The 26,053-nt window shown below is 69.3% G+C and carries 28 protein-coding genes, 1 tRNA gene and 1 pseudogene; 13 read left to right on the top strand and 17 right to left on the bottom strand.

Annotated elements, in window-relative coordinates:
- Nucleotides 1-66: 66 nt before the first annotated feature.
- Nucleotides 67-300 (top strand): hypothetical protein, encoded by a 234-nt coding sequence (locus tag AB0K37_RS00410; RefSeq protein WP_363972494.1) that lies wholly within the window; start codon nt 67-69, stop codon nt 298-300.
- A gap of 42 nt (nt 301-342) precedes the next feature.
- Here AB0K37_RS00410 and AB0K37_RS00405 read toward each other — a convergent pair whose 3' ends face one another.
- Nucleotides 343-2,901, bottom strand: coding sequence for a LuxR C-terminal-related transcriptional regulator (locus AB0K37_RS00405; RefSeq protein WP_363972491.1), 2,559 nt, complete (start codon nt 2,899-2,901; stop codon nt 343-345).
- 779 nt (nt 2,902-3,680) lie between these two features.
- Between AB0K37_RS00405 and AB0K37_RS00400 the strand changes: the two genes are divergently transcribed.
- Nucleotides 3,681-4,115 (top strand): hypothetical protein, encoded by a 435-nt coding sequence (locus tag AB0K37_RS00400; RefSeq protein ID WP_363972488.1) that lies wholly within the window; start codon nt 3,681-3,683, stop codon nt 4,113-4,115.
- 314 nt (nt 4,116-4,429) lie between these two features.
- Here AB0K37_RS00400 and AB0K37_RS00395 read toward each other — a convergent pair whose 3' ends face one another.
- On the bottom strand, nt 4,430-5,785 hold the full coding sequence (locus AB0K37_RS00395; RefSeq protein WP_363972485.1) for a hypothetical protein: 1,356 nt from the start codon (nt 5,783-5,785) through the stop codon (nt 4,430-4,432).
- Between the two features lie 479 nt (nt 5,786-6,264).
- Here AB0K37_RS00395 and AB0K37_RS00390 point away from each other — a divergent pair, with 479 nt between their 5' ends.
- The 3 genes from AB0K37_RS00390 to AB0K37_RS00380 all read left to right on the top strand — a co-directional run bounded on the left by AB0K37_RS00390 (nt 6,265) and on the right by AB0K37_RS00380 (nt 7,363).
- On the top strand, nt 6,265-6,558 hold the full coding sequence (locus tag AB0K37_RS00390) for a transposase (RefSeq protein ID WP_363972482.1): 294 nt from the start codon (nt 6,265-6,267) through the stop codon (nt 6,556-6,558).
- A gap of 241 nt (nt 6,559-6,799) precedes the next feature.
- Nucleotides 6,800-7,084: a hypothetical protein gene (locus tag AB0K37_RS00385; RefSeq protein WP_363972479.1), complete on the top strand. Its 285-nt coding sequence runs from the start codon at nt 6,800-6,802 to the stop codon at nt 7,082-7,084.
- A gap of 169 nt (nt 7,085-7,253) precedes the next feature.
- Nucleotides 7,254-7,363 (top strand) — tRNA-Ser (locus tag AB0K37_RS00380).
- 470 nt (nt 7,364-7,833) lie between these two features.
- On the opposite strand, the gene AB0K37_RS00375 is transcribed toward AB0K37_RS00380, so the two are convergent.
- Entirely contained in the window at nt 7,834-7,974 is a 141-nt protein-coding gene (locus AB0K37_RS00375; RefSeq protein ID WP_363972477.1) for a hypothetical protein, read from the bottom strand.
- A gap of 129 nt (nt 7,975-8,103) precedes the next feature.
- Nucleotides 8,104-8,601, bottom strand: coding sequence for a MarR family winged helix-turn-helix transcriptional regulator (locus AB0K37_RS00370; protein WP_363972474.1), 498 nt, complete (start codon nt 8,599-8,601; stop codon nt 8,104-8,106).
- Nucleotides 8,602-8,709: 108 nt separating this feature from the next.
- Here AB0K37_RS00370 and AB0K37_RS00365 point away from each other — a divergent pair, with 108 nt between their 5' ends.
- Both AB0K37_RS00365 and AB0K37_RS00360 read left to right on the top strand, forming a co-directional pair.
- Entirely contained in the window at nt 8,710-9,150 is a 441-nt protein-coding gene (locus tag AB0K37_RS00365) for a hypothetical protein (protein WP_363972471.1), read from the top strand.
- A gap of 72 nt (nt 9,151-9,222) precedes the next feature.
- Nucleotides 9,223-9,636 carry a nuclear transport factor 2 family protein gene (locus AB0K37_RS00360; protein WP_363972468.1) on the top strand — a complete coding sequence of 138 codons (414 nt, stop codon included), beginning with the start codon at nt 9,223-9,225 and terminating at the stop codon, nt 9,634-9,636.
- A 509-nt stretch (nt 9,637-10,145) separates the two neighbouring features.
- Here the strand turns inward: AB0K37_RS00360 and AB0K37_RS00355 are convergent.
- Complete coding sequence (locus AB0K37_RS00355; RefSeq protein WP_363972466.1) at nt 10,146-10,958, bottom strand: transporter substrate-binding domain-containing protein; 813 nt, start codon at nt 10,956-10,958, stop codon at nt 10,146-10,148.
- 459 nt (nt 10,959-11,417) lie between these two features.
- Between AB0K37_RS00355 and AB0K37_RS00350 the strand changes: the two genes are divergently transcribed.
- Nucleotides 11,418-12,110: a hypothetical protein gene (locus AB0K37_RS00350; RefSeq protein WP_363972654.1), complete on the top strand. Its 693-nt coding sequence runs from the start codon at nt 11,418-11,420 to the stop codon at nt 12,108-12,110.
- On the opposite strand, the gene AB0K37_RS00345 is transcribed toward AB0K37_RS00350, so the two are convergent.
- A complete protein-coding gene (locus AB0K37_RS00345; RefSeq protein WP_363972463.1) occupies nt 12,040-12,240 on the bottom strand; it encodes a hypothetical protein in 201 nt (66 codons plus the stop codon). The two genes, AB0K37_RS00350 and AB0K37_RS00345, sit on opposite strands and share 71 nt — an antisense overlap.
- A gap of 70 nt (nt 12,241-12,310) precedes the next feature.
- Between AB0K37_RS00345 and AB0K37_RS00340 the strand changes: the two genes are divergently transcribed.
- On the top strand, nt 12,311-12,592 hold the full coding sequence (locus tag AB0K37_RS00340; RefSeq protein ID WP_363972460.1) for a dihydrofolate reductase family protein: 282 nt from the start codon (nt 12,311-12,313) through the stop codon (nt 12,590-12,592).
- 138 nt (nt 12,593-12,730) lie between these two features.
- Here AB0K37_RS00340 and AB0K37_RS00335 read toward each other — a convergent pair.
- Nucleotides 12,731-12,898 (bottom strand): annotated as a pseudogene (locus AB0K37_RS00335) (IS5/IS1182 family transposase); the annotation flags it as partial.
- A 303-nt stretch (nt 12,899-13,201) separates the two neighbouring features.
- Nucleotides 13,202-13,594 (bottom strand): tautomerase family protein, encoded by a 393-nt coding sequence (locus AB0K37_RS00330; protein ID WP_363972458.1) that lies wholly within the window; start codon nt 13,592-13,594, stop codon nt 13,202-13,204.
- Nucleotides 13,595-13,705: 111 nt separating this feature from the next.
- Between AB0K37_RS00330 and AB0K37_RS00325 the strand changes: the two genes are divergently transcribed.
- Nucleotides 13,706-14,560, top strand: a complete 855-nt coding sequence (locus tag AB0K37_RS00325; protein WP_363972455.1) for a LysR substrate-binding domain-containing protein — start codon at nt 13,706-13,708, stop codon at nt 14,558-14,560.
- A 934-nt stretch (nt 14,561-15,494) separates the two neighbouring features.
- Here AB0K37_RS00325 and AB0K37_RS00320 read toward each other — a convergent pair.
- Nucleotides 15,495-15,788 carry a hypothetical protein gene (locus AB0K37_RS00320; protein WP_363972452.1) on the bottom strand — a complete coding sequence of 98 codons (294 nt, stop codon included), beginning with the start codon at nt 15,786-15,788 and terminating at the stop codon, nt 15,495-15,497.
- A 91-nt stretch (nt 15,789-15,879) separates the two neighbouring features.
- On the bottom strand, nt 15,880-16,002 hold the full coding sequence (locus tag AB0K37_RS00315; RefSeq protein WP_363972449.1) for a hypothetical protein: 123 nt from the start codon (nt 16,000-16,002) through the stop codon (nt 15,880-15,882).
- A 703-nt stretch (nt 16,003-16,705) separates the two neighbouring features.
- Here AB0K37_RS00315 and AB0K37_RS00310 point away from each other — a divergent pair.
- A complete protein-coding gene (locus AB0K37_RS00310; protein ID WP_363972446.1) occupies nt 16,706-17,065 on the top strand; it encodes a hypothetical protein in 360 nt (119 codons plus the stop codon).
- 265 nt (nt 17,066-17,330) lie between these two features.
- On the opposite strand, the gene AB0K37_RS00305 is transcribed toward AB0K37_RS00310, so the two are convergent.
- The 6 genes from AB0K37_RS00305 to AB0K37_RS00280 all read right to left on the bottom strand — a co-directional run bounded on the left by AB0K37_RS00305 (nt 17,331) and on the right by AB0K37_RS00280 (nt 22,970).
- Nucleotides 17,331-17,981: a response regulator transcription factor gene (locus AB0K37_RS00305; protein ID WP_363972443.1), complete on the bottom strand. Its 651-nt coding sequence runs from the start codon at nt 17,979-17,981 to the stop codon at nt 17,331-17,333.
- On the bottom strand, nt 17,981-19,093 hold the full coding sequence (locus AB0K37_RS00300; protein WP_363972440.1) for a histidine kinase: 1,113 nt from the start codon (nt 19,091-19,093) through the stop codon (nt 17,981-17,983). The genes AB0K37_RS00305 and AB0K37_RS00300 overlap by 1 nt, the downstream gene beginning before the upstream one ends.
- Before the next feature lie 92 nt (nt 19,094-19,185).
- Complete coding sequence (locus AB0K37_RS00295; RefSeq protein WP_363972437.1) at nt 19,186-20,700, bottom strand: carboxylesterase family protein; 1,515 nt, start codon at nt 20,698-20,700, stop codon at nt 19,186-19,188.
- 100 nt (nt 20,701-20,800) lie between these two features.
- Nucleotides 20,801-21,214 carry a hypothetical protein gene (locus AB0K37_RS00290; RefSeq protein WP_363972434.1) on the bottom strand — a complete coding sequence of 138 codons (414 nt, stop codon included), beginning with the start codon at nt 21,212-21,214 and terminating at the stop codon, nt 20,801-20,803.
- A 395-nt stretch (nt 21,215-21,609) separates the two neighbouring features.
- Nucleotides 21,610-21,921, bottom strand: coding sequence for a hypothetical protein (locus AB0K37_RS00285; RefSeq protein WP_363972431.1), 312 nt, complete (start codon nt 21,919-21,921; stop codon nt 21,610-21,612).
- A 245-nt stretch (nt 21,922-22,166) separates the two neighbouring features.
- Complete coding sequence (locus AB0K37_RS00280) at nt 22,167-22,970, bottom strand: class I SAM-dependent methyltransferase (protein ID WP_363972428.1); 804 nt, start codon at nt 22,968-22,970, stop codon at nt 22,167-22,169.
- Nucleotides 22,971-23,443: 473 nt separating this feature from the next.
- Here AB0K37_RS00280 and AB0K37_RS00275 point away from each other — a divergent pair, with 473 nt between their 5' ends.
- Nucleotides 23,444-23,989 carry a hypothetical protein gene (locus AB0K37_RS00275; protein ID WP_363972425.1) on the top strand — a complete coding sequence of 182 codons (546 nt, stop codon included), beginning with the start codon at nt 23,444-23,446 and terminating at the stop codon, nt 23,987-23,989.
- A gap of 241 nt (nt 23,990-24,230) precedes the next feature.
- On the opposite strand, the gene AB0K37_RS00270 is transcribed toward AB0K37_RS00275, so the two are convergent.
- The gene (locus tag AB0K37_RS00270) at nt 24,231-25,220 is read right to left on the bottom strand and encodes a DJ-1/PfpI family protein (protein WP_363972422.1); all 990 of its coding nucleotides are present in this window, start codon (nt 25,218-25,220) and stop codon (nt 24,231-24,233) included.
- 172 nt (nt 25,221-25,392) lie between these two features.
- Between AB0K37_RS00270 and AB0K37_RS00265 the strand changes: the two genes are divergently transcribed.
- Nucleotides 25,393-25,977, top strand: a complete 585-nt coding sequence (locus AB0K37_RS00265) for an HD domain-containing protein (RefSeq protein ID WP_363972419.1) — start codon at nt 25,393-25,395, stop codon at nt 25,975-25,977.
- Nucleotides 25,978-26,053 lie beyond the last annotated feature (76 nt).

Below are 26,053 nucleotides of genomic sequence, written 5' to 3'. Positions count from 1 at the left end.
TCAGCTCCCGCCCATGGCCGCGCCTGCGTATGCTGCGCCACGCCGGGCGGACGGAGAGGAGGCGATGTGGCCAAGCCGGGTGACGGCACGCGGCAGATGACGTGTGACTACGAGATCAGGATCAGCGGACGGCTCGGCGACTCGTTCCGGCTCGCCTTCGAGGACCTCAGCATCACCTTCCGGCCCGGTGAGACCGTGATGCGCGGCCGGGGGCTGGACCAGGCGGCCCTTTACGGAATCCTGGAACGGATCCAGGCGCTCGGGTTCGAGTTGATCGAAGTTCGCCGGGTGCCGGCGTAAGCCCGGGTCCCCTCATCACCGTGCGGTGGCCCCGGATCGAGGTCACAGCAGCCGGTACCGGTGCGCGCGGCGCACGGCCTCGCCCCGGCGTGTCACCGCAAGCTTGCGATAGATGCTCTTCAGGTGCGTCTTCACGGTGTTCACCGAGATGCACATTTCCTCGGCTATCTCGTCCGTCGTCAGCATCTGGGAGAGCAGTGTCAGCACTTCCCGTTCCCGTTCGCTCAGCGTGCCGACTACGGCTGGATCCGGGGCTTGGCCGGGTTCGGGGCCGGGCACCGGGCCGATGGGCTCGATGAGCCGCCGGTGCGGCCGCAGCAGTTCCGGGTCCTGCCGCAGCACGGGGAACAGCCAGTCGCGGGCGAGAGCGAAGGGCAGCCTGATCTTCTCGCGTTCGCCCAGCCGCAGCGCACGCTCAAGCGAACGGCGGCCCCGAGTACGATCGTCCTCGCCGTAGGCCAGACACGCGTCCAGCAGCCACGCCTCAAGCCGTACCGCGGCGGGTGCGGAGGACTCCGCCAGCACCGGGCGGACCGCGCGCGACGCCGCCCCCGGTCGCCGTTCGTGCAGGTGGGCGCGGGCGAGCGCGACCGCTCCCGCGGCGCCCCCAGCGTCCCTGGCGGCCTCCATCCCGTCCGCCACCCTGCCTTCCGCGACATGCGCCTCGGCCTCGGCCAGCCGGATCCGGCGCCGCAGCCATGGCCAGGCGACGTCCTCACCGATGCCGTCCAGCGCTTTCAGGGCCCGATCAGGCCGGCCGGCTGCCAAGTCCAGGCGCGCGGAGAGCAGATCGTGCAGGCTCGCGAGGAGACCACCCCGGGAGGAGTCGTCGGACACGCGAACTTTGTGCAGTTCGTCCCGCGCCTCCTCCAAGCGGGCGTCCTCCAGCGCCACCCAGGCGCAGGCGAGATGAACGACCGCGGCCCGGTGCCCGCCGGGACTGGTGGAGAGCTCGGGCAGCTGTCCCGCCCGGGTCGTCAGATGGGACGCCCACCGGAAGCCGCCCTTGAGCGCCTCCGCCAGCGCAAGGGCGCCCAGGCAGCGGCGACGCTGAAGATCTCCACCCTCTTCCGCGGCCGGCAGGGCGCGCCTGAACTGCTCTTCCGCGTGTCCTGGGCGCCCGGCGTGCAACTCCAAGAGCCCGTGCGCGTAGCGGACCAGCGCCTGCACTTCGCGCGGCCGCGTCCGCGGAAGGGCGGCCAGCATCCGGTCCAGGTCCTCGACCAGATCACGCAGTTCCTCGGGCCGCGCGGGGCATGCGGCCACCAGCCTGACCAGTCCGGCCGTCAGCCGTGCCGGGACCGCCCGGTCGTCCGGCAGGCCCGCCAGCAGGCGTTCGGCTCTGGCCAGGTGCTCGGCGCAGGCATCGTCATCGCCTCGGTCCAGGCACACCGCGGCGGCCACGAGCGCCGCTTCGGGCTCCCCCGTCGCCGCGCGGTCCGGGACGTCAGCGAGAAGCCCGGCGAACGACCGACCGTGCGACAGGCCGAGCAGGCGGCCGATCGCCAGCCCGTCGACCGTCAGCCGGGACGCGTAGGGCAGGTCCCCGGCCAGCACTGCCTGCCCGACGGCCTCCTCCAGCAGCCCCGCACGGCTGAACCATTCCGCCGCACGCCGATGAAGTGGAGCCACGTCCGCCGGATGCTCGTGACGAAGGGTGAGGTGCAGTGCCGTGCCGAGCACCGCGTGATAGCGGTACCACCCGTGCTCCAGAGGGACGATGAAGGCGTTTTCGCGGACCATGGCCGCAAAAAGCTCTCCCCCCTCCGGCCCGGCCAGTTCCACCGCCAGTTCCGCGTCGAAGCGCTCCGCGACACTAAGCCGGAGCAGCAGCCGGCGGACCGCCGCGGGCTGCGCGTCGAGCACCTCCGCGACGAGGTAGTCGACGACGGCGTGGCCGTCACCGGCGAACGCCGCCGCGAACCCGTCCGGATCCGGATACGCCTCCATCGTCATGGCGGCCAACCGCAGGCCCGCGGCCCATCCCTCGGTACGCTCGCACAAGGCGCCGACCGAGGCCGGCGTCACCCGCACCCCATGATGGGCGAGCAGCTCGCGCACCTCGCCCACGTCGAACGCCAGATCCCCGCCACGGATCTCGACCAGCTCACCGGTCAGCCGGTAGCGATGCAACGGCAGCGGCGGGTCGCTCCGGGACACCAGAACGAGCCGCAGCACCGGGCCCGCCGCCTTGAGGAGGCGAGGCACGTCACGGACGAGATCGGAGCCCGGCGGCGGATGAAAGTCGTCGAGCACCAGGACAACGGGAGCCGCACGGCCGGAGAGGGCGAACGCGAGCTGCGCGCAGAAGATCTCATGCCCTCCTACGGAACGCCGCGGGATGTCGGCCACGCCCGCCTGCTCCAGCGCCGCGACCACCAGATCCCAGAACACCTCCGGGCGATGATCCGTCTCGTCCAGGGAGATCCAGGCGACCGGCCCGGGTCTGCGGCCCGTCGCCGCCCAGGAGGCCGTCAGGATCGACTTGCCCGCACCGGGCGGCCCCGTCACGACCGTGAGCGGGCCCCGAGTCCCCTTCTCCAGCCGCTCCATCAGGCGGCTGCGGGTGATGACCCAGCTATGCCGGTCGGGAACCGACACCTTCGTCCTGGGGACAGGCGATGACACTCTCGGCCGCTCGCGACCGGGAGCCGTCCCCTGCGCCCGCGCCTTGTCCATGACGGCTCCTCCCACTCGCGAGAGGCTCACGCAAATACAAACGCGACAAATTTGTAAATAACGATAGCTAGCGGCAGCTTTGCCCTTATCTATGGAAAAACCATGAGTATGGAAAGAAAGCCGCGGAGCTCACCGCGCCGGGGAGATCCCCATCCGTTGGCCTCAGCGGCGGATCAGGGGTGACCGGAGCGCGGCCTCGGACATGAAGGTCAGTACCTCCTCGCTCGCCCGCGCCAGAGATCGGAGTGCCGTCGGCCCGTCGGTGCCGTCCATCGCGCGCCAGACGTCCGGTGCTGCGTCCAGGCCTGCTCCTTTCGTGTCCCGCGCCACTCGGGAGGCAGCACAAGCGGCCAACGGCGCAAGCTTTGGCACCTGGCCGCTCGTCAAGGCCGCAGGCGTTTGGCATCACCCAGAGGAGGTGATGCCAAAGGGGTAGCCGGCACGATGACATGAGCACGTGTCAGCTCCGAGCCCCCCGCAGGGCAGCAGTGGATGGCCGGCGTCTCCCTAACGTTCGGAGACCTGCGGTGCTGACGCTGCTGCTCGCCGCAGGGCCTCAGGAGCGTCACGCTGCTCGCGGCCGGTGCGCTGGCCCTTGACCATCACCGTGATCGCGCTCATGGGTCGTCCGCTCCGACCGGCAGTTCCGATCGGCGCGCCGTCGGCTGCTGCGGCGGGCGGAGTTGAATGTTCAGCTCGCGTTGAGCAACATCCTCAACCACGTCATCGCGATCGAACGGACACTGGCAGGGGAACCGGTGTTGACCTGGCCGAGCGTGTCGCTGTCACGCATCGTCCACGAGGGCGCCGTGCGCACCTGCCGACTGTTCGACCCGGCGGCCAGCAGCGAGGAGCGCATCGCCCGCATCGCGGCGGCGTGGCTGGACGCCGCACGCCAGCAGATGACGGCCGCTCACGCTCTCGACCCCAGTGTCGTGCCGGAATCGCAACAGGAATGGGAACGTGCGCAGCGCGCTGTCCGGGATGCCGGGCTGAGCATCCGCTACAACGACCGTGGGCGCCCGGTCGCAGCCGTCCTGGGCGAGGTGTCGGCGCCCTTCAAGGTGAACCTCACCGACGCCAGCCGCCTCACCCCAGGCTGCTCGCCGGCGTGGTATCGGATCTCGGGGTGCTGACGAAACTCCCTGACCAGCCAGGAGGATGGGTGTCCCGAGCCGTCGATTCCACGCTAAAGAAGATCATCTTCCACTCGTGATCCTCATCTGCGGGAGGGATGTCGGTCTCGTGATCGTCTGCGGTGTGCGTGGGCGCGCGGGATCAGGGCGCGTCGGTATGGAAGCGGCAGCGGTCCAGGCCCGACCACTCGCGGTCGACAGGTGACTGGTGGCGGGTCAGGCGCGCGGGACAGGGCCGACCGCAGACCGACGGAGGAAGGCCCGGGGTGGGACGTCCCCCGCCGGTCAGCGGCGGTTGTGGCCTGACGCGATGGCTACTGGTCGCCTCGCCACGGGAGAACGGTCATGACGGGCGGTGGGCCGGACCGGCCGCTGGGGGACGGGACGGCGTAGGTGTTGACGTAGCGGTCATTGGGCGTGCCGGCGGCCCAGGTGTCGCTGGTGCCTGCGAAAGTGGCGGCGAAGTAGCCGTCGCCGTAGGCGCGGACCTTGGCCGTGTAGCGGCCCTTGCTGTTGGTCTTCACCCACTTGACGTGGTACCAGGTCTTCTTGCCGCGGAACCGGAAGATGATGCGCACCTTCTGGCCGGGGAACGCGCCGAAACGGTTCTTGCTGCTGTAGTAGCGGCTCAGGGTCCCGGAGACGGTGATGTAGCGGTTCTTGCGGACCTTGGTCGAGGACGCCTTCAGCTTGGACATCTTGGTCGACCATCGCCATGTCTTGCGCACGGAACTGACGGAGGGGGCCGCGGTGGTGTCCCCGGCGAAGCGAGCCCGCCAGTAGCCGGAGTTGTTCACGTTGAACGAGGCGCTGAACTGTCCGTAGCTGGTCTTCATCCGGCGGACGGTCTGCCAGCCGGTGCGGCCGTTGGGGGAGTATTCGAGGAGCACCTGCTTGCCGTTCACGTCTCCGCCGGCGGAGGCCGCGTACAGGGTGCCCTGCGCCCGGAAACGCCCGTAGGCGTCCATGATCGCCGACAGCGAGGTCTTCGTGGCCGGGCGGACGCTGACCGCGGGGATGGCCGCAGTGGAGCCTTCGTAGAAACCGGCCGCCTGTGACCGCGCGACATAGGTCGCGGTGCAGGACGGCTTGATGGTGCTGCTGAACCGGCCTTCGGCGTCCGTGCTGGCCCGGAAGGTGTACATGGGGGTGGTGCAGCGGGACGGGTCGACGGCGGGGTCGATGACGACCGTCCGTCCGAACAGCGGCCTGCCCTGGTAGGTGACCTGACCGCTGAGGGTGAGGGGCTGGCCCTCGTCCAGGCCGGCTCGGCTCCCGATCAGGGTCGTCTGCGTCTTCCCATGGACGACCTGGACGGTCACCGTGTCGGAGTGGAGTCCGAGCGACGGCACATCGGCCCAGACGCTCACCGAGTCGCTCGCCCCGTTGGGCCTCAGCGTCGCGGTGAAGGTGCCGTCGGCGGCGGTGGTGGCGTCGTCGACCGAGCCCCATCCGGTGTTCGTGGACAGGTCGACCGGGATGCTCGCGGCGGGGGTTCCGTCCGCTGCGGCGACCTTCCCGGTGATCGTGGTCGTGGGGTTGTCGGGGTCGACGGAAGCGGCCTGGGCGGCGAGCGCGATGGACGCCGTCCCGTCGGCGAGGGCGGGAGCGGCCGTTAATGTGCCGAGGATGAGGACGGTCGTCATCCCGGTGGTGGCGATACGAAGCACGAGTGTCCCTTGGGTGGGCGCGGTGATCAGCGTTGATCAGGACGCCCGGCCCGGCGACCAGGTTGCCTCCCGAAACCCGATCGTGATCTTCATCGGGCTACGCCTGGCGGGGGGCTGCGCCACAGCCGCCCTCACCGACGACTGGGAGCAGGGCCGCCAGACCTGCATCGACGACACGGGCCACTGCGGAGGTTCTAGTATGCGATGGCTCAGATCGAGTGAGAAGCAGAGCCCGCCGTCGATCAGGCGCGTGAGCCATCCGGCGCCCGGACACCCACCGGCACATTGCCCCGCCCGCGGCCTGAGTCGCCAGCGTTCACGACGCCGACACACCACCACGAACCAGACCTAAGGGCCGAGCCGCTCCTGCGAGCGGCTGCCCCTTAGAGATCGTAACAGAATGTGCATATGATGCGACATGGTGTGATGTCGGGGGGTGGTGTGGGCGGGTGCGCAAGGGTGAGGAACCTCCGTGGATCGTGGCCGACAGCCTGTGGGAGCGGATCGAGCCGCTGCTGCCGAAGGTCGAGCGCCGCAAACACCACCCTGGGCGTAAGCGGTTGGACGCCCGCAAGGTGCTGTGCAGGATCTTGTTCGTGCTGCACACCGGGATCCCGTGGGAGTTCCGGCCCCAGGAGCTGGGGTTCGGTTCGGGCATGACGTGCTGGCGCCGACTTGCCGAATGGCGCCAGGCCGGAATGTGGGAGCGGCTGCACCGGCTGCTGCTGGAGGAACTGCACGCCGCGGGCAGCTGGACTGGTCCAGGGCGGTGATCGACAGCTCGCCCGTCCGCGCGCTTAGGGGCGGCCCAAACCGGTCAGAGCCCGGTCGACCGGGGCCAGCCAGGCTCTGAGCACCACGTGCTGACCGACGGGCGCGGCACGCCGCTCGCCCTAGGAACTGACGCTGGAATCAGACGACGGGATCCACCGGGTCGCCGGGAAGTTCAGCAACCCGGTCCCGGTCGCGGCCCGCGTCGCCACCCTCCTCGGACGGCACCTGGAGACCGCCCTCGTGCACGCCGTCGCGGACGGCCGCTGGACCTTCGTCGCGTGGCAGCGGCCCCACCTCGCCGTCGCCGGTTCACGCGCCATGTGGCCGGGATGGCGCGTGTACCGCGTCCCGCCGTCGGCCACACCGGAGTCACGGCTGATCGGTGGCGAGGGACCGCCCAGGGTCGGTCTCGTCGCCGGGCCGGTGCCCCTCGAGCGGACGCCGGCGGCAGCGCGGGAGCTCCTGGAACGGGCCGGCGTCGACCCCGCCGACCTTCCGCGGTTGCTTCTCGACCACGGACCTTGATTGGCTTCGGCTCGCTCAGCCTACGGGTAGGGGTCACCGTGGGTCACGTGTCTCCAGGGTGGCGGCTTCCGGAAGAGCACGGGCCCCTTTCCTGCAGTCGGGGAGCTGCGGGAGCCAATTTTGGGAGCCCCCGCAGTCAGGCCCCGATCGACTCAACGCGACGTAGTCAGGGCGTTTGTGCAGGTGAGAGGTTCCCCGTTCGACTCGGATCGACCCAGATCGACTTCTCTGCTTTGCTTCACACCGAAGAGGCCACTGGTTCGAACCCAGTATCGCCCACGTTTTGCCAGGTCAGAGGCTTGCTCGTATGAAGAGCAGGCCTCTTTGGCGTTGTCGCAGCTCCGAAGAGGTCACGGGTTCCGAACCGGCAGCGCGCAACCTCGCTCGCATGGGGCGGCTTCGTGGCTCCGGGGTCGGCCACCGGTGGCCCGGTGGGAGGAAATTGGGAGATCACCCTTCTCCCACCGCGAACGAGGCCACAAGAAGACCGTGTAACCGTCGTCACGGTGGGTGCTCTGACAAACGGTCGATTGCGCGAGGTCAGCGCGTCGTACGTCCGGCAAGGCGTTCTCGCAGGTCGCCGTTCGCAGAACTCCTCTCGCAACGTCGGCGTTCTGACAGACGGTTCTGAGACGGCCGTGACCTACGTGGACGCCCTACCTTGGGGCTCATCGCATGGACCCGAGCGGAGGGCCTTGGGGCTGGGGTCAGCTTCGGGAGTATGACGCCGGGACGGCCGAGCAACTCGGTCATGCACGGACTCCCTCGGTCGATCCAGACGGCGCTGCGGCGAGCCGCTCCGCGACGATCTCGGCCGCCACCTCGCTCGGCAGTCGATCCCCCTCGTCGGAGCGGCGCAGGATGTCGCGCACCGTGTCGGCGATTCGCACGATGTCGCCGCGGACCTCGTCGGCGGAGTGCTCCCAGATCTCGCCGCCGACCTGGACATCGAACTCGGCCCGCGGCCGTCACGACCCCGGCCCTCGCTCTTCTTCGCAGGCGGGCGAGCCCTGTTGGGGTCAGGGGCTTGGGGGCGCCTGCTGGGTGTGGTGGTCCAGTAGGCGGGTGAGTAGTTGCACGAACTGGTCGCGTTCGGCGGGGAGCAGCGGGGCGAGCAGCTCTTCGTGGAGGTCGTCCAGGACCCTGTCGAGGCGGCGCAGGTGTCGGCGGCCCTGGGCGGTGATCGTGATGACGTTGCGGCGGCGGTCGTCGGGGTCGGGCGCCCTCTCGACAAGGCCGCGCTCGGCCAGTTCGTTGAGGACGCCGACCATGTCGCTGCGGTAGATACCGGTGCGCCGGCTCAGCGTCGCCTGGCTGCCAGGGCCGTACTCCTGCAACGAGGCGAGCACGGCGTAGTGCCACTTGCGGGCGTCCGCGTGGGCCAGCCCCTCGGTTATCAGCCGGTCCGAGTGCCCGGACACCTGTGACAGCAGGCGACTGGCCCGTCGGCGCAGTCTGTCCGGCGTCTTGATCTCGCCCTCGTTGGGCATGTCCGCAGGTTCGGCTCTGCTGGTCATGAAACCGATCCTACCTGGTTGCGTTAGTCCGACTAACGATGTAACTTCGTTCACGACGCAAACGTTAGTCGCCCGAACGTTAGTTTCGGAAACGTGATGGAGGTCATCATGACGACCACGGCCCCGGCCTTCGGTACCGCGCTCATCGGCCAGACCGAGAAGGCGCTCAACGCGATCCTGGACCGGCAGCTGGCCGGGACGGGCATCACCGAGCCCCAGTGGGTGACCCTCACGATGACCGTGGTCGGCGGCGGGGCCATCGACCGAGCCGAGCTCATCCGCCGCGTCAGCGGCGCCACACAGTTCAGCCAGGCGTCCGTGACCGAACGCATCGCCGAACTGACCGCTGCAGGGTTCCTGCGCGACGGCGGCGACGGCCGCGTCCAGGTCACCGACGAAGGGCAGACGCGCTGGACGCAGGTCCGCGCCGCGATCGGCCCGATCACCCAGGGACTGTGGGGGGACCTGCCGGCCGAGGATCTGGCCGTCGCAGGCCGCGTCCTGGGCACCGTCCTGGACAGGGCCAAGGCGGTGCTGGCCGTCCCCTGAGCCCTGATTCCTCCAAACCCGCCAACCGGCACGAACACAACATCGCCGCCCTCTGGAACGAGAGAGGAAGTCATGTCCACCAATGATCTGATCGGCGACCGTATCGAGATCGCCGACCTGCTCACCCGCTTCGCGCTCCTGCTCGACGAGAAACGGTGGGAGGATGCGGACACCGTCTTCACCGACGACGTGGCGGTGCACTCGCCGCGCGGGGGCGAACTCTGCGGCATCGACAAAGTCGTCGGCTTCATGCGACGGAGTGAGGTCGAGGGGCAGCACGCCCAGCACACGACCACTGACCTTTTGGTGGACCTCGACGGCGACCAGGCAGCCGTCTCGGCGAACTCGACCGTGTACTACTACCGCGACGGTCAGGCACCCCACTTCACCGGCGGCCTGCGACAGCACTTCACCGCAGCCCGGACGCCGGCGGGCTGGCGCCTCCGCGAGGTGCGGATCACGCCCGCCTGGACACGCGAGAACTGATCTCTTCCGGGAGGTTGTGGACGCTGCGGGCGTGTGCGGCAACCCTGTCCCAGGGAAAGGCGTCCGATGGCGCCGGGGGCGTCGGCGCGCGACGAACCACCACGCGGGCGCGGTGGTAGTCGGCGACATGGGTTGCATGCGCGGCGACCAGCTCCGCGAGCCGGATCGCAGCGGCCGCCAGGCGGCAGGCCGCGTCTGCGACGCCGCGCGCCCACCGGTGTCCGGACATCAGCACGTCCCCATGCTGCCCGCGCCGCCTGAATCCTGGCCCCGATCGCCTCCTTCGCACATCGCGATGACGGATTCGCTGAGAACGCGGGCGGCGGCCGGATCGGATCGCCGTGCCCGCCCCCGGCGATCCGATCCGACAACTCCGCAGCGCAGCGGGCGGTCCGGTCAGCGGCGGTCCGGGGCCCGCCACGCCACTCCACAACCGGAGGCCTTCACCCTTCACGCACATTCACACCGTGTCGTCACACAACCTCAACCAACCTGCCTGGGCAGTACACCTAGACGCACCCCTCGAACTGCGGCACCTCGATGATCGACAGGTCAAGCCCGGTGCCGCCGAACCACCGATGCATCAACCTCGCCGCCGTCCCGTCCTGATACATGCGGGTGATCGCCCGGTTCAGCGCCTCGCACCCCTCGACGTCGCCGCGGCGGAGCCCGATGCCGGTGTTCTGCTCGCTGATCCGCGCGTTGACAAGCCGATACCCGCGGCCCTCCCGCCGGACGAGGCCGGCCAGGATGACGTCGTTCGTCGTGATCGCGTCCACCGTGCGCCCCTTGATCATGTTCATGCACTGGTCATAGCTCTTGGCGGGGACGGTCCTGGCGGTCATCCCGCGCACCGCCAGCAGCCGCTGGATGGGGTCGGCTCCCTCGACGGCGCAGAACCGGCGCCCGGTCAGGTCCCGGACGCCCTTGACGCCGCGCTCGTCCGCCCGGACCAGCACGTCCTGGTAGGACATGTAGTACGGCCCGGCGAACGCGATCTGCGTCTTGCGTTCGGGCGTGACCGACAGGGTCGCGAGGACGAGGTCGGCGCGCCCCGACGTCAGCGCCGTGATCCGCTCAGACGCCAGCACCTGGACGAACCGCACCTTCTTCCCGAGCCGGTCCGCCACGTACCGTGCGACATCGATGTCGAACCCCTCGAACCGGCCGTCCGGTCGCCGCAGCCCCAGCCCCGGCAGGTCCGGCCGCACCCCCACCACCAGGGTCGGCCCGTCCAGCAACGACTCGGAGCCTCCCGGCCCGCACGCTGTCAGCATCCCACCCGCCAGCACGCCCGCCGCCAGAACCCGCCCTACCGCCACCCGGACCTCCCGCACGTTTCCGACGAAATGACCATAGACCGGCTGAAGACGCTGGAGGCGGACGCCGGACTCATTCGCCGCGCGGGCCGAACTCCACGCAGCATTGACCGGAGTGGGCGGGCGAGCGTGGCCTTGATGCTGGACGCGCCCAGCCGGTGAACCCGGCGGCGGCGTCCTCGATCGCACGGGGATCCGCCAGGCCCGGGGTGGGTGAAGATGACGGGGGCGTTTCGCCGAGCGGCCCGATGTCCTCCGCCCGCACACGTGTCACGCAATCCCTTTCTGCTTCTTCGGCCGATGCCGACCGCCGCTAGTCCGGTACCGGAACGACCGTCCACGACCGCAGGTGCTCGGGCGCCCGGCGGCAGGCCATCGAGCGGGTCGGGACGCTCGACGGGTCGCTCGACGACGGGGCGGGCCAGGTCGCGGTGGACGAGCGCGACCGGCTCCGGAGGAGCCATGCTCAAGATGACGGACGAGGACGTCGAGTGGGGCGAGTCGCTCGGTGAGATCTTCTGTCTGACCTTCGTCAGAGGAGTGGAGGAGACCGAGGCGCTTGCCCGCCTGGGCGCCCTTCCCGACACGCTGGGGCGCCGCCCGCTGCGAGGTGGTCTGCTGACCGAGCTGCTGGGAGCGCCCGGCCGGAAAGTCCTGGCCGGTGGCTCGGTGTGCGGGCTCTGCGACGGCGGTGGCCGAGCTGATGTGGCCTGGCCGGTCGCCCTCCCACACCACGACCCGTATATAGCGGGCGTGGCCGCCTTGGCGTTTCGCTTCATTGAGCCGGTCGGCCAGGAGCGTGTCCGCCAGGTCCTGGTGGTCGCCGTCGAAGTGCGCGCTGCCCGTCGAGCCGCCGTGCTCTGCCGTCCAGTCCTCGCGGTCGTCGCTGATCTGGACGACGTGGGCGTAGAGGGCCGTCCCATGCTCCCCACCCGGTTTGAGGGGCTGGACGGCACCGGCCGGGAGCGCGGTCGCGAGGCTGTGGGCGTCGCGGCCGGAGATTCCGCATGTCTCGGCGATGTCGGTCCAGGAGACGCCGGCGGCCCGCAGCCCGTCGATGGTCGTGCGGAGCGCGGCCGGATATTCAGCCGGCAATGTCAGGTGTCTCTCCCGGCTCGACTGCCCGGCTGTGCAGCCTCGCTCCGTCGGGGTTGAACGTGCAGAGCACTTCGAGGACCTCGGGCCCGGGGTTGCCGAAGCCGTGTGGCACGCGCGTGTCGAACTCGACGGCGTCGCCTATGAGCTCGTCCTCGCCGATGAGGAGCCGCATCCGTCCGGCGATCACGTAGAACCAGTCTCAGCCCGGGTGGATCCATTGCCTGATCGGCTTCCCAGGCGCTGGTGGATGCACCTGTGTGAAGGCCCCCCACGCCCCGGAGCCGCTGGACAGCGGCATCGTTACGACGCCGTCCCGGACCCGCCGACGCGGGGATGCGACCGCGGCGATCAGGGAACTGAAGAAATCGTCATCGGGCGAGATCCAGGTGCACGGGAGCGCGACCCTGATCCGCTCACTGCTCGCCGCCAGCCTCGTCGACGAACTGACGCTGCTGGTCGTACCCGTGCTTCTCGGACAGGGCGTGCACGTGTACCGGCCGGCCGGACAACCGGAATACCACCCGGCGCGGCCGACATAGGCAGACCGGCGGTCCATGGGCTCCATCGCAGGCCGCCCGTGTCGGAGGAGGGGCCGTCCGGGCCTGCGCCGGGCGGCGCTGGAGCCTGCCGCTGGCCGACCGGGTGCTGCCATGGGCGGTCGCCGGGGCGGGTCAGCGAGGGGTCGACCGGGTGAGGCGGCGGGTCATCAAGGTGATCGCTGCCCAGGTCAGGTGGACTTCGGAACGCTGGGGGAGAAGTTCGTAGTCGCGGACGTTGCGGCGGGCGCGCACCAACCAGGACAGGGTGCGCTCGACCATCCAGCGGCGCGGGACGACCACGAACCCGGGGATGCCGGCGGGGCGTTCTTGAACAGGCACTCAGCGACTCCTGGGCGGTGGTCCAGTCCTGGCTGCCTCGGATGGGCCGACCAAGCTCCTGATCGTGCTCCCCAGTCCCTGGCCCGCCGTCGTCGCGGCCGTCGCAGGCGCGGCAGCCGGATTCGTGGTGGGCGCCATCGCGAGCCACGAGGACCTGTCGGTGACGCGCTGACGCCACCGCAAGGTGCGTATGAGACCCGCCTGGGCACCAAACTGTCCCCGATCGGCGAAGGCGCCATCACATGTCATCGGAAAAGCGAACCGTTCCCCTCAGCCCTGCTGCACCGCGTACTGCGCGATGCCATTGCCGAACGACCAGTTCTCCGGCAGTACCTCCACAAGATTGATGAACACGTCTTCGGGGCGCACGCCGGGGTTCGCCTGCAAGAGGTCGACGATGCGCAGGTAGAGCGCCTGCTTCTGGGCGAGGTCGCGCGTGTTGCTGGCGGTGATCCGGATGATGACCACCTCGTCGCTCCGTTCGACACCGTAGTAGGTGGGGCTGACGCTGAAGGTGCTGCTGTCGTGCTCGGTGATCGTCATGAAGCGGTCGTCTTCCGGCACGTCGAAGGTCTCACGCATGGCGTGGTAGACGCCGTCGAAGAGTGCTTGGTGGTACTCGGCGGACTTGCCGCGCCGCAACGACACTTGGACCAAGGGCATGGTCTGGCTCCGTTCCTCGGGACGGTTCGCAGCGTAGCCACCACTTGATCATTCATAAAAGTCATCTTAGGATATTTCAGTCATTAAGTATCCCAATGATTCGGTGTGACGATGAAGATGCTCGCCCTGGACGCTGTGCAGGCCTTCGTGCTGACCGCTGAGATGAAGAGCTTCACGCGCGCGGCGGAGGCGATGGACTCCACGCAGTCCGCCGTGAGCCTGAAGATCAAGCGGCTGGAGGACGCCTTGGGCCGCCGCCTGCTGGACCGTACGCCCCGCCTGGTCCGCCTGTCGCAAGACGGCGCCGCCTTCCTCGGCCCCGCACGTGAACTGCTGGCCGCCCACGCGGGCGCGCTGGGCTCGTTCGGCGTCCAGCGGCAACGCCTGTCGATCGGCATGAGCCACCACGTCGTCGGCGCCGAACTGCCCCACCTCCTGCGCCAGATGGGGCGAGCAGAGCCAGACCTGACGCTGGAGGTGAGAATCGCCAGCTCATGGGAGCTCCTTGACCTGTTCGACAGCGGTGCGCTGGACGCAGCCATCGTGCTGCGCCACGAGGGCCGCCGCACCGACGGTGAAGTCCTGATGGAGGAGCCCTTCGGCTGGATGGCCTCATCCGACTTCGAACACCGCTCCGGCGAGCCTCTGCGCCTCGCCCTGCAGGCCGAGTCATGCCATGTGCACGAGATGGCGGTGACCGCGCTGAACGAAGCGGGCATCGCCTGGCAAGAGGTGTTCGTGGGCGGCGGCATCGCGACCATCGGTGCGGCCGCGGCAGCAGGCTTGGCCGTGGCGGCGCTCAGCCCGCGCGTGGCCCCACCCGGCACCATGGACATGGGCGAATCACTCGGCCTCCCCCCGCTGCCCGCCCGTAGCGTCGTCCTGCAATCACGCCCGTCCGAGCCGGCCGCTCGCAGGGCGCTGCGCACCTTCGCCTCCGCCCTGCGCGCCACAGCGGGACACTGACCGCCACCATCACCGTGAGGGTGTGGGGATCAGGTCCTGCCCAATGCCGCGCCGCGGGTCATCGCGCCTGAGCGGGGTCGTGTGCCCGCTCAGGCGCCTACTCCGTGGGAGCGTCGGCCGGCTCCGACCCGCCTGAGCCGATGCCGCGCTGTTCCGTCAGAGTGCTCGTCCTGGGTGAGCGCAGCAACAGTCGAACGGCGGCTGACGGCGAGGGCCGGACCCCGGATTATTTTGATCTACAATGTAAAGGTATCGGCTGAGTAAGCAGCTTCGCCTCCGAAGAAAACTGTCCTCCTGGCGTCCCAGATCGCTAACCGGATCAGCTTCCGCGATTTCCTCCTGGTATCTGCGACGGCCGGCGCCGGGCTGGGCGGCCCCGCGCTTCCGCCATTGCGCCCACCGGGGGAGTGCCTTCCGGGCCGCGCTGTCGGGTGAGCCCGTTCACCGAAGCCGCTCTCGGGAAGGTCGCGTCCGGCGTCGGCGTTCGGACCGCCCCCATTGCTCCGAACGTCCAGCGGCTATTGAGCCTCCGCCGTGCCGGACGGAAATCGCTGGTCTACCTGACACCGCTGGGTGCCCATCGAGCAGCGTCGGCTCGGTGGGCTGTCGCGTGAGCCCTCTGGGCGGTCGGCCACGGTGGGTCACGGGCCATCGATGGAAGCAGCGCGCTGTTTATGGGAGAGCGCAGCGGGCCTGATCTTCCCTGAGCTGCGCTGTGGTGTGCCGAAGGAGGTCACTTGACCTGCGGTGATGTCGAGAAGTCGCTTGGGCCGGCCTTGATTGATCGTGTTCACACCGAAGAGGCCACTGGTTCGAACCCAGTATCGCCCACCCCGTTGTAGCAGGTCAGATTAGGTCTCGGAGATCATTCCGAGGCCTTTTTCGATCTTGAGGCCCCTCCGGGAGCCAAACGGGGGAGCAACCGCTCCCAGACTTACGCGGACTCGCTCTGACCGAAGACCGTGTTCATGGTCTCGGCGCCCTTGGTGATGACCGGCCTCAGCTGGTGCCGGTAGACCTTCTCGGTCACGGCCGTCCCGGCGTGCCCGACCAGGTCGGCGATCGTCTCCAGCGGCGCCCCCCTGTCACTCCTGCGCAGGGCGTCCGCCGCCTGTGCGGGCAGCTCGAGGGTGCGGCGGGACTTCTTGGTTTTGGTGTCGCCGTGGGTCCGCACGGAGCGCCACACGTACAGGGCGAACCTGTCGTGATCGAAGCCGGCTTCGCTCACCGACCGGAACCTCTCTTCCCCTCGTCCCAGGCGATGACATGCGCCCATTGCAGAGCGCGTGCCTCTTCGGTGCGGATGCCGACCATCAGGCTCAGCGCCACGTGTGTAGCGGGGACGACTCGGCCTCGTCCAGGACGGCGTTGGCCTGGGCGAGCGTGAGCGACTTGCTCGGCCGCCCGGCCCTCCCGCGAGGCGTCGTGACGAGTTCCGCCACGTTTCGCGCGATCTTGCCCCGGGCCTGCGCATGCCGGATCGAGCGCTTGAGGATCGAGTGGACTCCTTACAGGGGCCGCGTTGAAAGCTTGCCGGTGGGTCCGTCGAGCCTTCCTCTTGAGCCGCTTGCGCTTGCCGCTCGAAGCGAAGCCGAGCGAGATGGCACCCGTCCAGCCGTCACCTTCCTCGTAGATCGACCCTTCGTACTTACCGATCAGGATCTTTCCACTGCATTCCTCCTAGTTCGCGATCGCCTCTGGGCCCCCTAGGGCTGCCGCCCACGGACGGTGGAACCGCCTGCGGCGCCGTCTCCGAGCTCCTGCCCAAAACGGACCTCAAGGTCATTCCCGTCCCGGAACCCCCGGCCTGCAAGGCCGTACAGCGATCGATTCGTTTCGTAGACGGCCCGCGCTCGGTCCGCGCCTGCGGGCGGGTCTTCGAGCTCGGCAACACGGACACGACGCATCAGCGGTTCGTAGGCGCTGCGAAGCGATTTCAGGCGCGAGAAGTGGCCGCACTTACGGACGGGTTTTGGCCCCACCTGGTGCCAGCCCATGTGTGGACTACTGGTTAAGCGGCGTGGTCTCGCGCGTGGCAAGATCGGGATAACGTGGCGCCCCCTGGAGGAGATCGACACTGCTGATGGACCCAAGCTCCTTCGACCACCGCGCTGGCGTGGAAACGTTTCGTGAGAAGGAGGACGCGTGACAGTGGCGCGAGTACTGGTGATCGGTCTCGATCCCGCCAAGATCCAGGGTTGGGATCCGGAGCCGGTCCAGGCGGCGGTAGAACGCGGTCAGGCCCGTTTTGACGATCATGGTATCGAGGCCGACTTGTGCCTAGTGGCACTCGACGAGAACCCCGAAGGAGCGATCGTGGAGGCGCTGACTCGCAGCGCCTACGTCTGCGTGGTGATCGGGGGCGGCATCCGCAAGCACGAGCCGTTGCTCGAATTCTTCGAGAAGGTGGTCAACCTAGTCCGGCAGCACGCGCCCGACGCAGCCATCGCCTTCAACAGCAGCCCCGAGGATTCCGCTGACGCAGCTTTGCGGTGGCTGCGCTAGCCCCCCAGCAGGGCAGGTGTCTGGCGCGGCTCAGGCGGTCGAGGCCTGTTGTTGAGCTCGGGATCGGGGCCGTCCACGAACGAACTCATCGCACTACCCATGCGCATGAGGCCGGGGTCGTCCGATCAACAGACAGCCCGACCTGCCGGGTGCTGGGTTCGTGGCACCGGCCCGGCCGCTCAGCGGCAGCCGTGGCGGGTTCGTCTGGGCACGGCTCGACGCCTGCTGGTGGGGCGGTGCTCCGAGCGCGGTGAGACTGCGACGCTCACTCGGCATCGTGGACGAGCAGGGCGATCTGGACGCGGTTGTTCAGATCGAGCTTGCGCATGATGCGTGACACGTACGACTTGACGGTGGTGACGCTCATGTACAGCTCGGCGGCGGCTTCGGCGTTGGACAGCCCGCGGCCGACGGCCTCTGCCACCCGGCGCTCGCTGTCGGTGAGGAAGGCGAGCCGGGTGCGGGCGGCCGTGCGGGTCTGGTGGTCCCGGCCGGTGACATGGGTGATGAGCTTGCGGGTGACCGACGGGGAGAGCATGGGCTCGCCGGCGGCCACCCGGCGGATCGCCGTCACGATGTCGGTCGGTGGGGTGTCCTTGAGCAGGAACCCTCCGGCGCCCGCGCGCAGGGCGCGCAGAACGTGCTCGTCGGTGTCGAAGGTGGTCAGGACGATGACCTCGGGGGCGCCCTCGGCGGCGCGCAGCAGGCGGGTCGCCGTCAGGCCGTCGGTCCCCGGCATCCGGATGTCCATGAGGACGACGTCGGCACGGGTGGCGCGCACCGCGGCGGGCACCGCGGCACCGTCGGCGGCCTCGCCGGCGATCTCGATCCCCTCGACGCCGCCGAGCATGGTGGCCAGGCCCGCCCGCACCAGCCATTCGTCGTCGACCAGCAACACCCTGATCGGTTCCGGCATCACGCCTCCCATGGGAGCCACGCGCGCAGCAGATGGGCGTCCGACACCGGGCCATGCTCCAGCCGCCCGCCGGCCAGTGTGGCACGCTCGGACAGCCCGGTCAGGCCGGTGCCGGTCCCCGGGATCGCCGGGCTCCCGCGATCGGGGCCGGGCAGCGGCTGGCGGACCTGGACCTCCAGGCCGTGCCCGGCCTCGCCCCGCACGGTGACGGTGACCGGCATGCCCGGCGCGTGCTTGCGCGCGTTCGTCAATCCCTCCTGGACGACCCGGTAGGCGGTGCGTCCGGCCAGGGTGGGCACCGCATCCACGTTCCCGACGTCCATGTCCAATGTGACCTGTGCGCCCGCGCGCCGCGACTCCTCGACGAGCCCGGCCACGCCGGCGAGCGAGGGCGGCGGGGCGTCCGCGCCGTCGACCGGGTCCTCGCGCAGCAGCCCGATCACTTCGCGCAGGTCGACGAGCATCTGGTGGACGCCGCTGCGGATCACCCCGGCGGCGCGCGATATCTCCTCCGGTGAAGCGTCCGGGCGGAACTCCAGCGCGCCGGCGTGCACGCTGAGCAGGGACATGCGATGGGCGAGCACGTCGTGCATCTCGCGGGCGATCCGTACCCGTTCCAGCCGCCTGGCCTCGACCTCTCGGAGGTGCCGGTCGCTCTCGGCGCGGCGGGCCCGCTCGGCGAGGGAGGCCAGGAGCTGGCGTCGCGCGCGGATCGCCTGCCCCCAGCCGACCGTCGCGGCGGTCAGCAGGGCGATGATCGCAACGCTCGCCGCGTAAGGCAGCTCGGGAGGGGGATGCAGCGCCACGGCGATCATCCCGGTCAGCACGCCGAGCGCGCCGATCCCCGTCGCCACGGGCCAGGGCCGCCGCACGGCACCCGACAGCGTCGCCACGAACGCCGCGCCGCCCGCCGCCAGGGACACGGCCGAGACCGCCGTGACGACCAGCGCCAGCCCGACCGGCCGGCGGCGGCGCATCACCAAGGCCGAGCAGCAGGCGAGCCCGGCCGCCAGGTCGGCGTTGGCGAACGTGTCCGCTCCCCGCGCGTAACGAGGCCAGAGGTTCAGCGCGCCGATCACCACCGCGACGGTGACGGCGACGGCGTCGACCATGGGGGCCGGCACCGACCCTGCCGGCGTTTCGGCGGCCGGGCCACGATCCGGCTCGGCCCGACGCGCCCCATACGCCGACCATCGTGGAATCCTCATGTCCGTGACGCCCAGAAGCGGCATTGATGACCGGCGGCCATATCGGTCTGGGAGATCCCGCCGCGCGCGGAGTCCAGCGACTGGGTGGCCGGGAACCTCGGCCAGCGGGGCAGTCCCGCCCTGTTCGGATCGCCCTGGGCGGCGAACGCGGCCCAATACGTGATCATCGATTCGGACAGGTTCCGCTGCGCGGAGTCGAGCGGCACGGACGTGCCCTCGATGTCGAAGAGCAAGGGGAGCTCCGAGCCGTGAAAGGCGCCGGGCGGGTAGCCCTTGGGGAAGATGCCGAGGAAGTCTGGGACGTTCGGCTCGGCGAACTCGAAACTGAAGACGGGTACGTGCCGGGCCAGAAGCCGGTCGGCGGCGAGGGTCGGGCACACCCATCCGACATCGGTGCCGACAGCGGCCCACGCGAGCGCGGCCGGGGAACCCGACTGGCCGGAGTACGCCCGGGGCGGATACCGAACGTAGACGCGACGGGCCATGCGCTCTCCGAAGGACGTCGCCAGCAGAGCCCGGTAACGGGCGTCATCGATGGGCTTCGCCGCCTCGAAAAGGCTCCCGAACAGCCGGTGTTCGTCTCGGGTGTTGCCCTGCATCACCGGTACCCGGTGGAAGGCGCCGGTCCGCAGTGCCTTGACCGGGTCGGTGGGCAGCGCCCGGGTCCCGAACGCCGGCGTGACGAACTGGCCGTTCAACGCCAGGAGCTTCTCGGTGTCCGTCCGGCGCAGGCATGCCGGTCCGTCCGGGCCCGCGCAGCCCAGCCCCGCCGCGGCGGCGGCCCCCCGAGCCTGCACGGCCGTTCGGGGCGCCCAATAGGAGATGGCGTCGAGCCCAGGGGCCATCACGTTCTTGGGCCAGTTCTGCAAGCATGATCCGCTCTGGATGATCGCGCGGTGGAAGAGCCCGCCCGCCGGAGGCGAGACCAGTTGGGCGCAGACGCTCGCCCCGCCCGAGGACTCTCCCATCAGCGTGACGTTCCCCGGATCGCCGCCGAACGCCTGCGCGTTGGCCCGTACCCAGCGCAACGCGGCCCGCTGGTCGGCCAGAGCGTAGGTGCCCGATCCGGCCATCCGGGGATGGCCGAAGAACCCGAACACGCCGAGCCGGGAGTTGACGGTGACCACCACAACGTCGCCAGTGGCGGCCATGCGGCGGGCGTCGAAGTCGCTGCCCGAACCCGAGCTGAACGCTCCGCCGTGCAGGTACACCACGACCGGCCGGCGCTCAGAACGGTTCCGGCGGGGGCCGGTGACGTTGAGGTAGAGACAGTCCTCGGAGGAATGCGCCGCGACGCCACCGGTCTCGTCCAGCTGCGCGCATGCCGGCCCGGGCTTGCTCGCGTCCCGTACGGCCGTCCAGGGACGAGGACGGACCGGCGGGCGCCAGCGCCTGGACCCGGTCGGCGGCTGGGCGTAGGGAATGCCCTGATAACGCTCCATGCGTCCTGTCACGACTCCGCGCACCGGACCCAGATCGGTCTGCACCACCGGGTCTGCCCCACCCGTCATGACCGACGCGCCGACCGCCGGGACGCTCAAGGAGACTGTCAGCAGAGCCGTCACGGCCCATACCGGCTTGGCCGTCCGCCACCTTCTTCCCATGCCCGGCTCAGCCATCGCCCGACACCAGCCAGCTCTTCAGCAGGCGGGCCCACTTGCGGTTGGCGGTGGTCTCCAGGAACGTCTTGTGATCCACCATCAGGTAGATCTCGCCGGCCGTGACCGTTTCCACGATGAGCGGCCTGCCCGAGTTCAGCAGCCCGCCGACGAACCGTCCGTACAGGTCGGTGTACTCATTGGCCACCGACCTCACCTCCTCCGGCCGCAGCACGAGATCGGACCCACCATTCCAGCCGCCGATCACGAGGCGGTCGGGATGGAGCTCCAGCCGGCCGGTCCGCGAGAACAGCACCCGCTGGTCCACCCCCGCGGCGATCCGGTGACCTCGCTTGCGCCCGGCGAGCTCCTCGGCCGGGGAACCGACGTACGAGCCCGCCGCAAGGGGAACCTTCGATTCGCTCATGATCCCAGGCTCCCGCCGTGCCCGGGGTGCCCACAGCCTCCAAAAGAAGGCAACGCGATACCGACTTTGGTCGGCCGGAGCTGTCCGCCTGGTCGATCAGGCGGTACACGGCGTCGCCGTCGAGCCTGTACGGCTACGCCTCCCGGGTGATGGATCGCCGCCCCGCAGCTCCTTACGGTCCCACCGCCCCGGACGGGGACGTCGGCCGAGATGCTGCCGGTCTCCGCCCTGCGTTCGCCGAGCCTCCCGAGCCGGGACTTGATCAGCTGGTCGAAGAGGCGTTCAGCGAGGCGTCCACATGGACACAACACACCTCGTTGGACACGTTCGCGGCCGAGGATTCGATCAGGCCCGGTGTCGGCTGGTCGTGACCGCCTCTCCGCTGGTGGTAGTCGTCAGCACGGCCCTCGGTAGTCGGTGACTGTTTTACGCGCCGCCGAAACCTTGTCGCTCATCAACCCGGCTACCGCTTTGTCGGGTGGTGTGCCGGACGCCAGCTTCTTCGCCGCCTTGGCCGCGGCGTTGAGGACGATCGTCAAATCATCGCGTACCTGCTCTGGCACCTTGGCCACCAGTTGCGAGCCTGACTGCTGCATGAGGAGAACGGCACTGGTCAAGGCCTCGCGCGATGGCTTGTGATCTTTGTTCATAAGCCCGGACGCCGTCATTTCGAACGCGGGGCCGGCGGCTGTACTGAAGGAGTTCAAGTGTCCACAGAACTCGGCTATCGATTGAGGGGAACTCGACGATGGCGACGCCGGAGAAGCCGCCGATCGTGTGGGTTGCTGCTCGCTGCCACACGCTGAGGCGCCCGCCAGCAGAATCATGAGGGCCGGCAAGATTCTGTTTCTCACGCCCGCCAGCCTATAAGCGTGGGCCGGGTCCGCTCCCGGAGAATATGTATTAGGTCAGGGCCCGACTAAGCCCGAGATCTGGGTCAGCGGCGGCTCCTTCAATCGTCGAGGCGTCGGCCGATCGTGAGGACGGCTGACCAATGCCGGGTCAGCCGTCGGTCCGGGCGGAGGGCGAGGCGGCGGCGTATCTCCTGGTAGAGGTGTTCGCGTTTGGCGGGCTCCATGGCGATGTGGCCGGAGAAGGTGTCGAGCAGCGCGATGTATTGGTCTGCGGTGTAGTGCCGGGTCCAGAGGTAGCGGCGTGTCGCGGCGACCGCGAAGTGGCCGGACGCCTCGAACTCGGTGGCGGTCGGGTCTGGCTGGTCCTCGGGTGGTGGTGGCGGCCAGGAGCCGCCGTCGCCTTCGCCGAGCTCGTCGTAGACGTGCTGGATCTCGGTGAAGAACGGGTCGAAGCCCGTGGGGAAGGCGTGCCCGGCGCCCCAGACGGCCAAGTGGCCGCTCTGGGGGAGGAGGGCGGCGGCCTTGGCGTACTTCACTTCCGGGTCCACCCATTTCCAGGCGGTGGCCGCGTAGACGAGATCGAAGCGGACGCCGGTCGGCGGCTCCCAGTCCTCGAAGGACGAGGTGACCACCGAGGCTTCGGGGAAGTCGGCGAGGTTGTGCCGTGCCTGCGCCGCCAGGGCGTCGCCGAGTTCGACCGCGGTGATCCGGAAGCCCATCTGTGCCAGCGGCAGCGTGGCCTTCCCCGGCCCGCATCCGACTTCGAGCAGGTGCGCCGGCGGTTCGACCCCTGTGATCGCGACCAGGTCGCAGAACAGCTCGGCCGGGTAGTCGGGGCGCGCGCCTTGGTAGAGGGCGGCCGCATTGTCGAAGGTGGTTCGCAGCCGGTGGTCGTTGGACATGCTCCCCATGGTGCATGGCCAGCTGATCCGGGCGAGGGAGCTAAGTTCGTCGAGACGATCCCCGAAGTGCTCGCCGACGTCGTCGACGAGCGAGGCGGCGTCGCCGCTCTCGCCGAGGGGAGGGCCGGGTCTTGGGCAGGGGCGACGGGCACACGCTGCGACGACGAACGAACGATGAACATCGGTCCGTTACGAGAGTGAGCCTGCGGCGCTTGCGTGACCACCGCGTGCTCCGGACTTCGGCCCAGCGGCCCTGCATCGGCAGTACGGTCGCCCTGCCAGGGTCTCGACCATCAGAGCTCAACAATCAGCCAGTGCGGGTTTGATCAACGACCCGGACGACACCGAAGAAGAGGCCACACCATGCGTGCGAACATTCAGGTCTATGGCGACAACGCCGCCGAGGACGTCAAGAACTGGCGGGTGGCCGGATGACTAGCGCGAGCCCGGGATCGTCGCGTCTGATCGAAACGGTGGACGCCCTGCGTGCGGCGCTGGCGGAGAGCACGGACCTGCTTCGGTTCACGCTCGGCGGGACCGTCGATGAGGAGACGGCGGCCGCCGCGGAGGCCGAGGGGGTGCCCCGGGAGTTCCTGGACTTCTGCCGGGTGCTGGACGGTGTGAGTTGCGGGCCGTCCGTGCAGCTCTTCGGCTTGGAGGAGGCCGAGGAGCATCAGTTCTATTGCGGGCCGGTGGTCGACTCCCCGCTGGATCTGTCCCCGGAGAAGCTGTTCTGCGTCGGGTTGATCGGCGACACACCGGTCTTCCTGGACCGCGCGGGCCGCGGCATCCTCGGTATCCCGGACGAGCACTGGGAGTGGGTCGACGCGGAGCGCTTCGAGCGGCTCGCGCCCGGGCTGGAGGCGTTCTTCCTGGAGCGGTTGGCCACTCCGGAATACGCACGCCTTACGCGGATCGACGAGGAGTTGGTGGAGTACGACGACTGGCTGAAGCTGCTACGACGAGCCGGTCTCGTCGGCGAGCGCGGCGAGGCCACCGCGCAAATCCGCGCGCTCTGACAACGCGCACCAGCAGCAGACCACCGACGGGCAGGACCGCGCAAGCGGCCCTGCCCGTCCGCGCGTATCCCCGTTTGGGGGCGCCGTAGTACTCGGGAAAGATCGGGCGAATTACCCAGACCGCGGAAGTCGGCGCCACGTGCTTGGTGGCCTCCGGTGAGTGCGGCCCGCTGCAGCCTGCAACGCTCGGGCAGTTCATCGACCGGTCGGCCCGGCGCGGCCGGCCGAGGTCACAGTTCGGTCATGCTCTTCGGGTGGTGAACCGCTCCCGATAATCCGCAGGTGTGACGCCGAAGCGTTGCTTGAACAGCCGGTGGAGCGTCTCGAGCGAGCCGAGCCCGACCGCGTTCGCGATGGCCCTGAGCCCGTTGTCGGTGTGGAGGAGTCGCCGCGCGGCGGCGTCAACACGGACCGACTCCACATACTGTGCAGGCGTCACCCCGACCTGCTGACGGAAGAGGCGCGAGAAGTGCCGGACGCTGAGGTTGGTCCGGCGCGCGAGCGCGTCGTTGGACAGGTCCTCGGTGAGATGGTCCGGAATCCATGCCTGCAGGCGGGCGATCTGGGCATCGGTGGCCGATGGGTAGGCCAGAAGCTCGCTGAACTGGCTCTGACCACCCGGTCGCCGCATATACATGACGAGCCACCGGGCGACACGACGGGCCAACTCGGCATGGTGGTCGTGGGCGACCAGGGCGAGCGCGAGGTCCATTCCCGTGGACACGCCCGCTGAGGTCCAGACGTGCTCGTCACGCACGTAGATCGCGTCGGGCTCGACGGTCACCTCGGGATGGTCGGCGGCGAGCTGACCCGCCGTCGCCCAGTGCGTCGTCGCCCGCCGCCCGTCGAGCAATCCGGCGGCGGCCAGCATGTGCGCACCCGCGCAGACCGAGACTATTCGAGACGTTCCATGAGTGGCGGGGGTGGCCAGCCACTGGACAAGCGGCTCTGCCTCCAGCGCCTTCACCCCGCTCTCATCCAGCACCAGGCCACCCGGCACGACGAGAGTCCCGATCTCGCGAGGCAGTTCCTTCCATGAGACGTCGGCTGCGATCGAGGTACCCCCGGCACAGCGAACGAGTCCGGGCTGGGGGCCGGCGACCAGTGTTCTGTAGCCGGGGACGTCCTCATGCAGCAGGCGATCAGCGGTGGAGAACACCTCGAGCGGTCCGGCGACGTCGAGAAGCTCGACGCCGTCGAACACGGTGATCACGACGAGGTGAGGGGTCATGTCACCAACTCTGCTGGATCACCGAGTACGTCCGCAATGACAAGAGCATGTCACATCCGGACATGGCCCGCCGACCCAGCCGTGTCCGGATCTGACATATCCGCGTCCTTGCGGACACGGGTCGCGACGCCGACGATGGTGATCGTTCAATTCCTGACGAACGGACCAACCGATGATCCCCACGATCCCTCGAACGCCCACAACTCGGGCAGCCGCCGACCTCGCCGCCGAGGCCGCACCCCCTTACCTGCTCAATCACAGTTACCGCACGTACCTCTTCGGCCGGTGCCTCGTGGTCGACCCCGAAGTCGACCACGAGGCGGCCTTCGTCGCTGCGATGATCCACGATCTCGGCCTCACCGACACCTACGCCGGCGAGCGCGAGTTCGCACGCGTCGGCGCCGATCTCGCATGCCACTTCCTCGAAGGGCGCGGATGGGACCTCGAGCGCATCCACGTGGTCGAGGAAGCGATCCTGCGACACACCAACCTCATGGCCGAGCAGGTGCCCGTGTTCCGGTTGGTCCAGGCGGGGGCGGCCGTCGACGTCGCCGGACTCGGCTGGGAAGGGCTCGCCTCTGATGATCTCGCCGACATCTTGACGGCCTATCCGCGGCTGGACTTTGCAACAGGCATGCGAAGCAGCTTCCTCGATGAGGCCCACCGGCATCCGGAGGGCGCCTTCGCCCACCTGGAACGGGTCGTCGCGCTCTCCGACCGATTCGGCAGCAACCCGATCGACGCTCCGAGAGCGTGAATCCACCACATCGCCAAAGCGATCCCGATCCGAGCCCGCCAACGCTCACGGCCGAGACATCCACAACCTGCCCCAT

Origin of the sequence: Actinomadura sp. NPDC049753, from assembly GCF_040674655.1 — a bacterium.
Classification (GTDB): domain Bacteria; phylum Actinomycetota; class Actinomycetes; order Streptosporangiales; family Streptosporangiaceae; genus Spirillospora; species Spirillospora verrucosospora.
This window is presented reverse-complemented; position numbering and strand designations above follow the sequence as displayed.

Coding starts and splice junctions, on each gene's coding strand:
- AB0K37_RS00325 (WP_363972455.1), top strand. CDS start 13,706: ATGAAGATGCTCGCCCTGGACGCTGTGCAGGCCTTCGTGCTGACCGCT.
- AB0K37_RS00360 (WP_363972468.1), top strand. CDS start 9,223: ATGTCCACCAATGATCTGATCGGCGACCGTATCGAGATCGCCGACCTG.
- AB0K37_RS00270 (WP_363972422.1), bottom strand. CDS start 25,220: ATGACCCCTCACCTCGTCGTGATCACCGTGTTCGACGGCGTCGAGCTT.
- AB0K37_RS00305 (WP_363972443.1), bottom strand. CDS start 17,981: ATGCCGGAACCGATCAGGGTGTTGCTGGTCGACGACGAATGGCTGGTG.
- AB0K37_RS00265 (WP_363972419.1), top strand. CDS start 25,393: ATGATCCCCACGATCCCTCGAACGCCCACAACTCGGGCAGCCGCCGAC.
- AB0K37_RS00300 (WP_363972440.1), bottom strand. CDS start 19,093: ATGGTCGACGCCGTCGCCGTCACCGTCGCGGTGGTGATCGGCGCGCTG.
- AB0K37_RS00330 (WP_363972458.1), bottom strand. CDS start 13,594: ATGCCCTTGGTCCAAGTGTCGTTGCGGCGCGGCAAGTCCGCCGAGTAC.
- AB0K37_RS00370 (WP_363972474.1), bottom strand. CDS start 8,601: ATGACCAGCAGAGCCGAACCTGCGGACATGCCCAACGAGGGCGAGATC.
- AB0K37_RS00290 (WP_363972434.1), bottom strand. CDS start 21,214: ATGAGCGAATCGAAGGTTCCCCTTGCGGCGGGCTCGTACGTCGGTTCC.
- AB0K37_RS00365 (WP_363972471.1), top strand. CDS start 8,710: ATGACGACCACGGCCCCGGCCTTCGGTACCGCGCTCATCGGCCAGACC.
- AB0K37_RS00295 (WP_363972437.1), bottom strand. CDS start 20,700: ATGACGGGTGGGGCAGACCCGGTGGTGCAGACCGATCTGGGTCCGGTG.
- AB0K37_RS00280 (WP_363972428.1), bottom strand. CDS start 22,970: ATGTCCAACGACCACCGGCTGCGAACCACCTTCGACAATGCGGCCGCC.
- AB0K37_RS00350 (WP_363972654.1), top strand. CDS start 11,418: ATGCTCAAGATGACGGACGAGGACGTCGAGTGGGGCGAGTCGCTCGGT.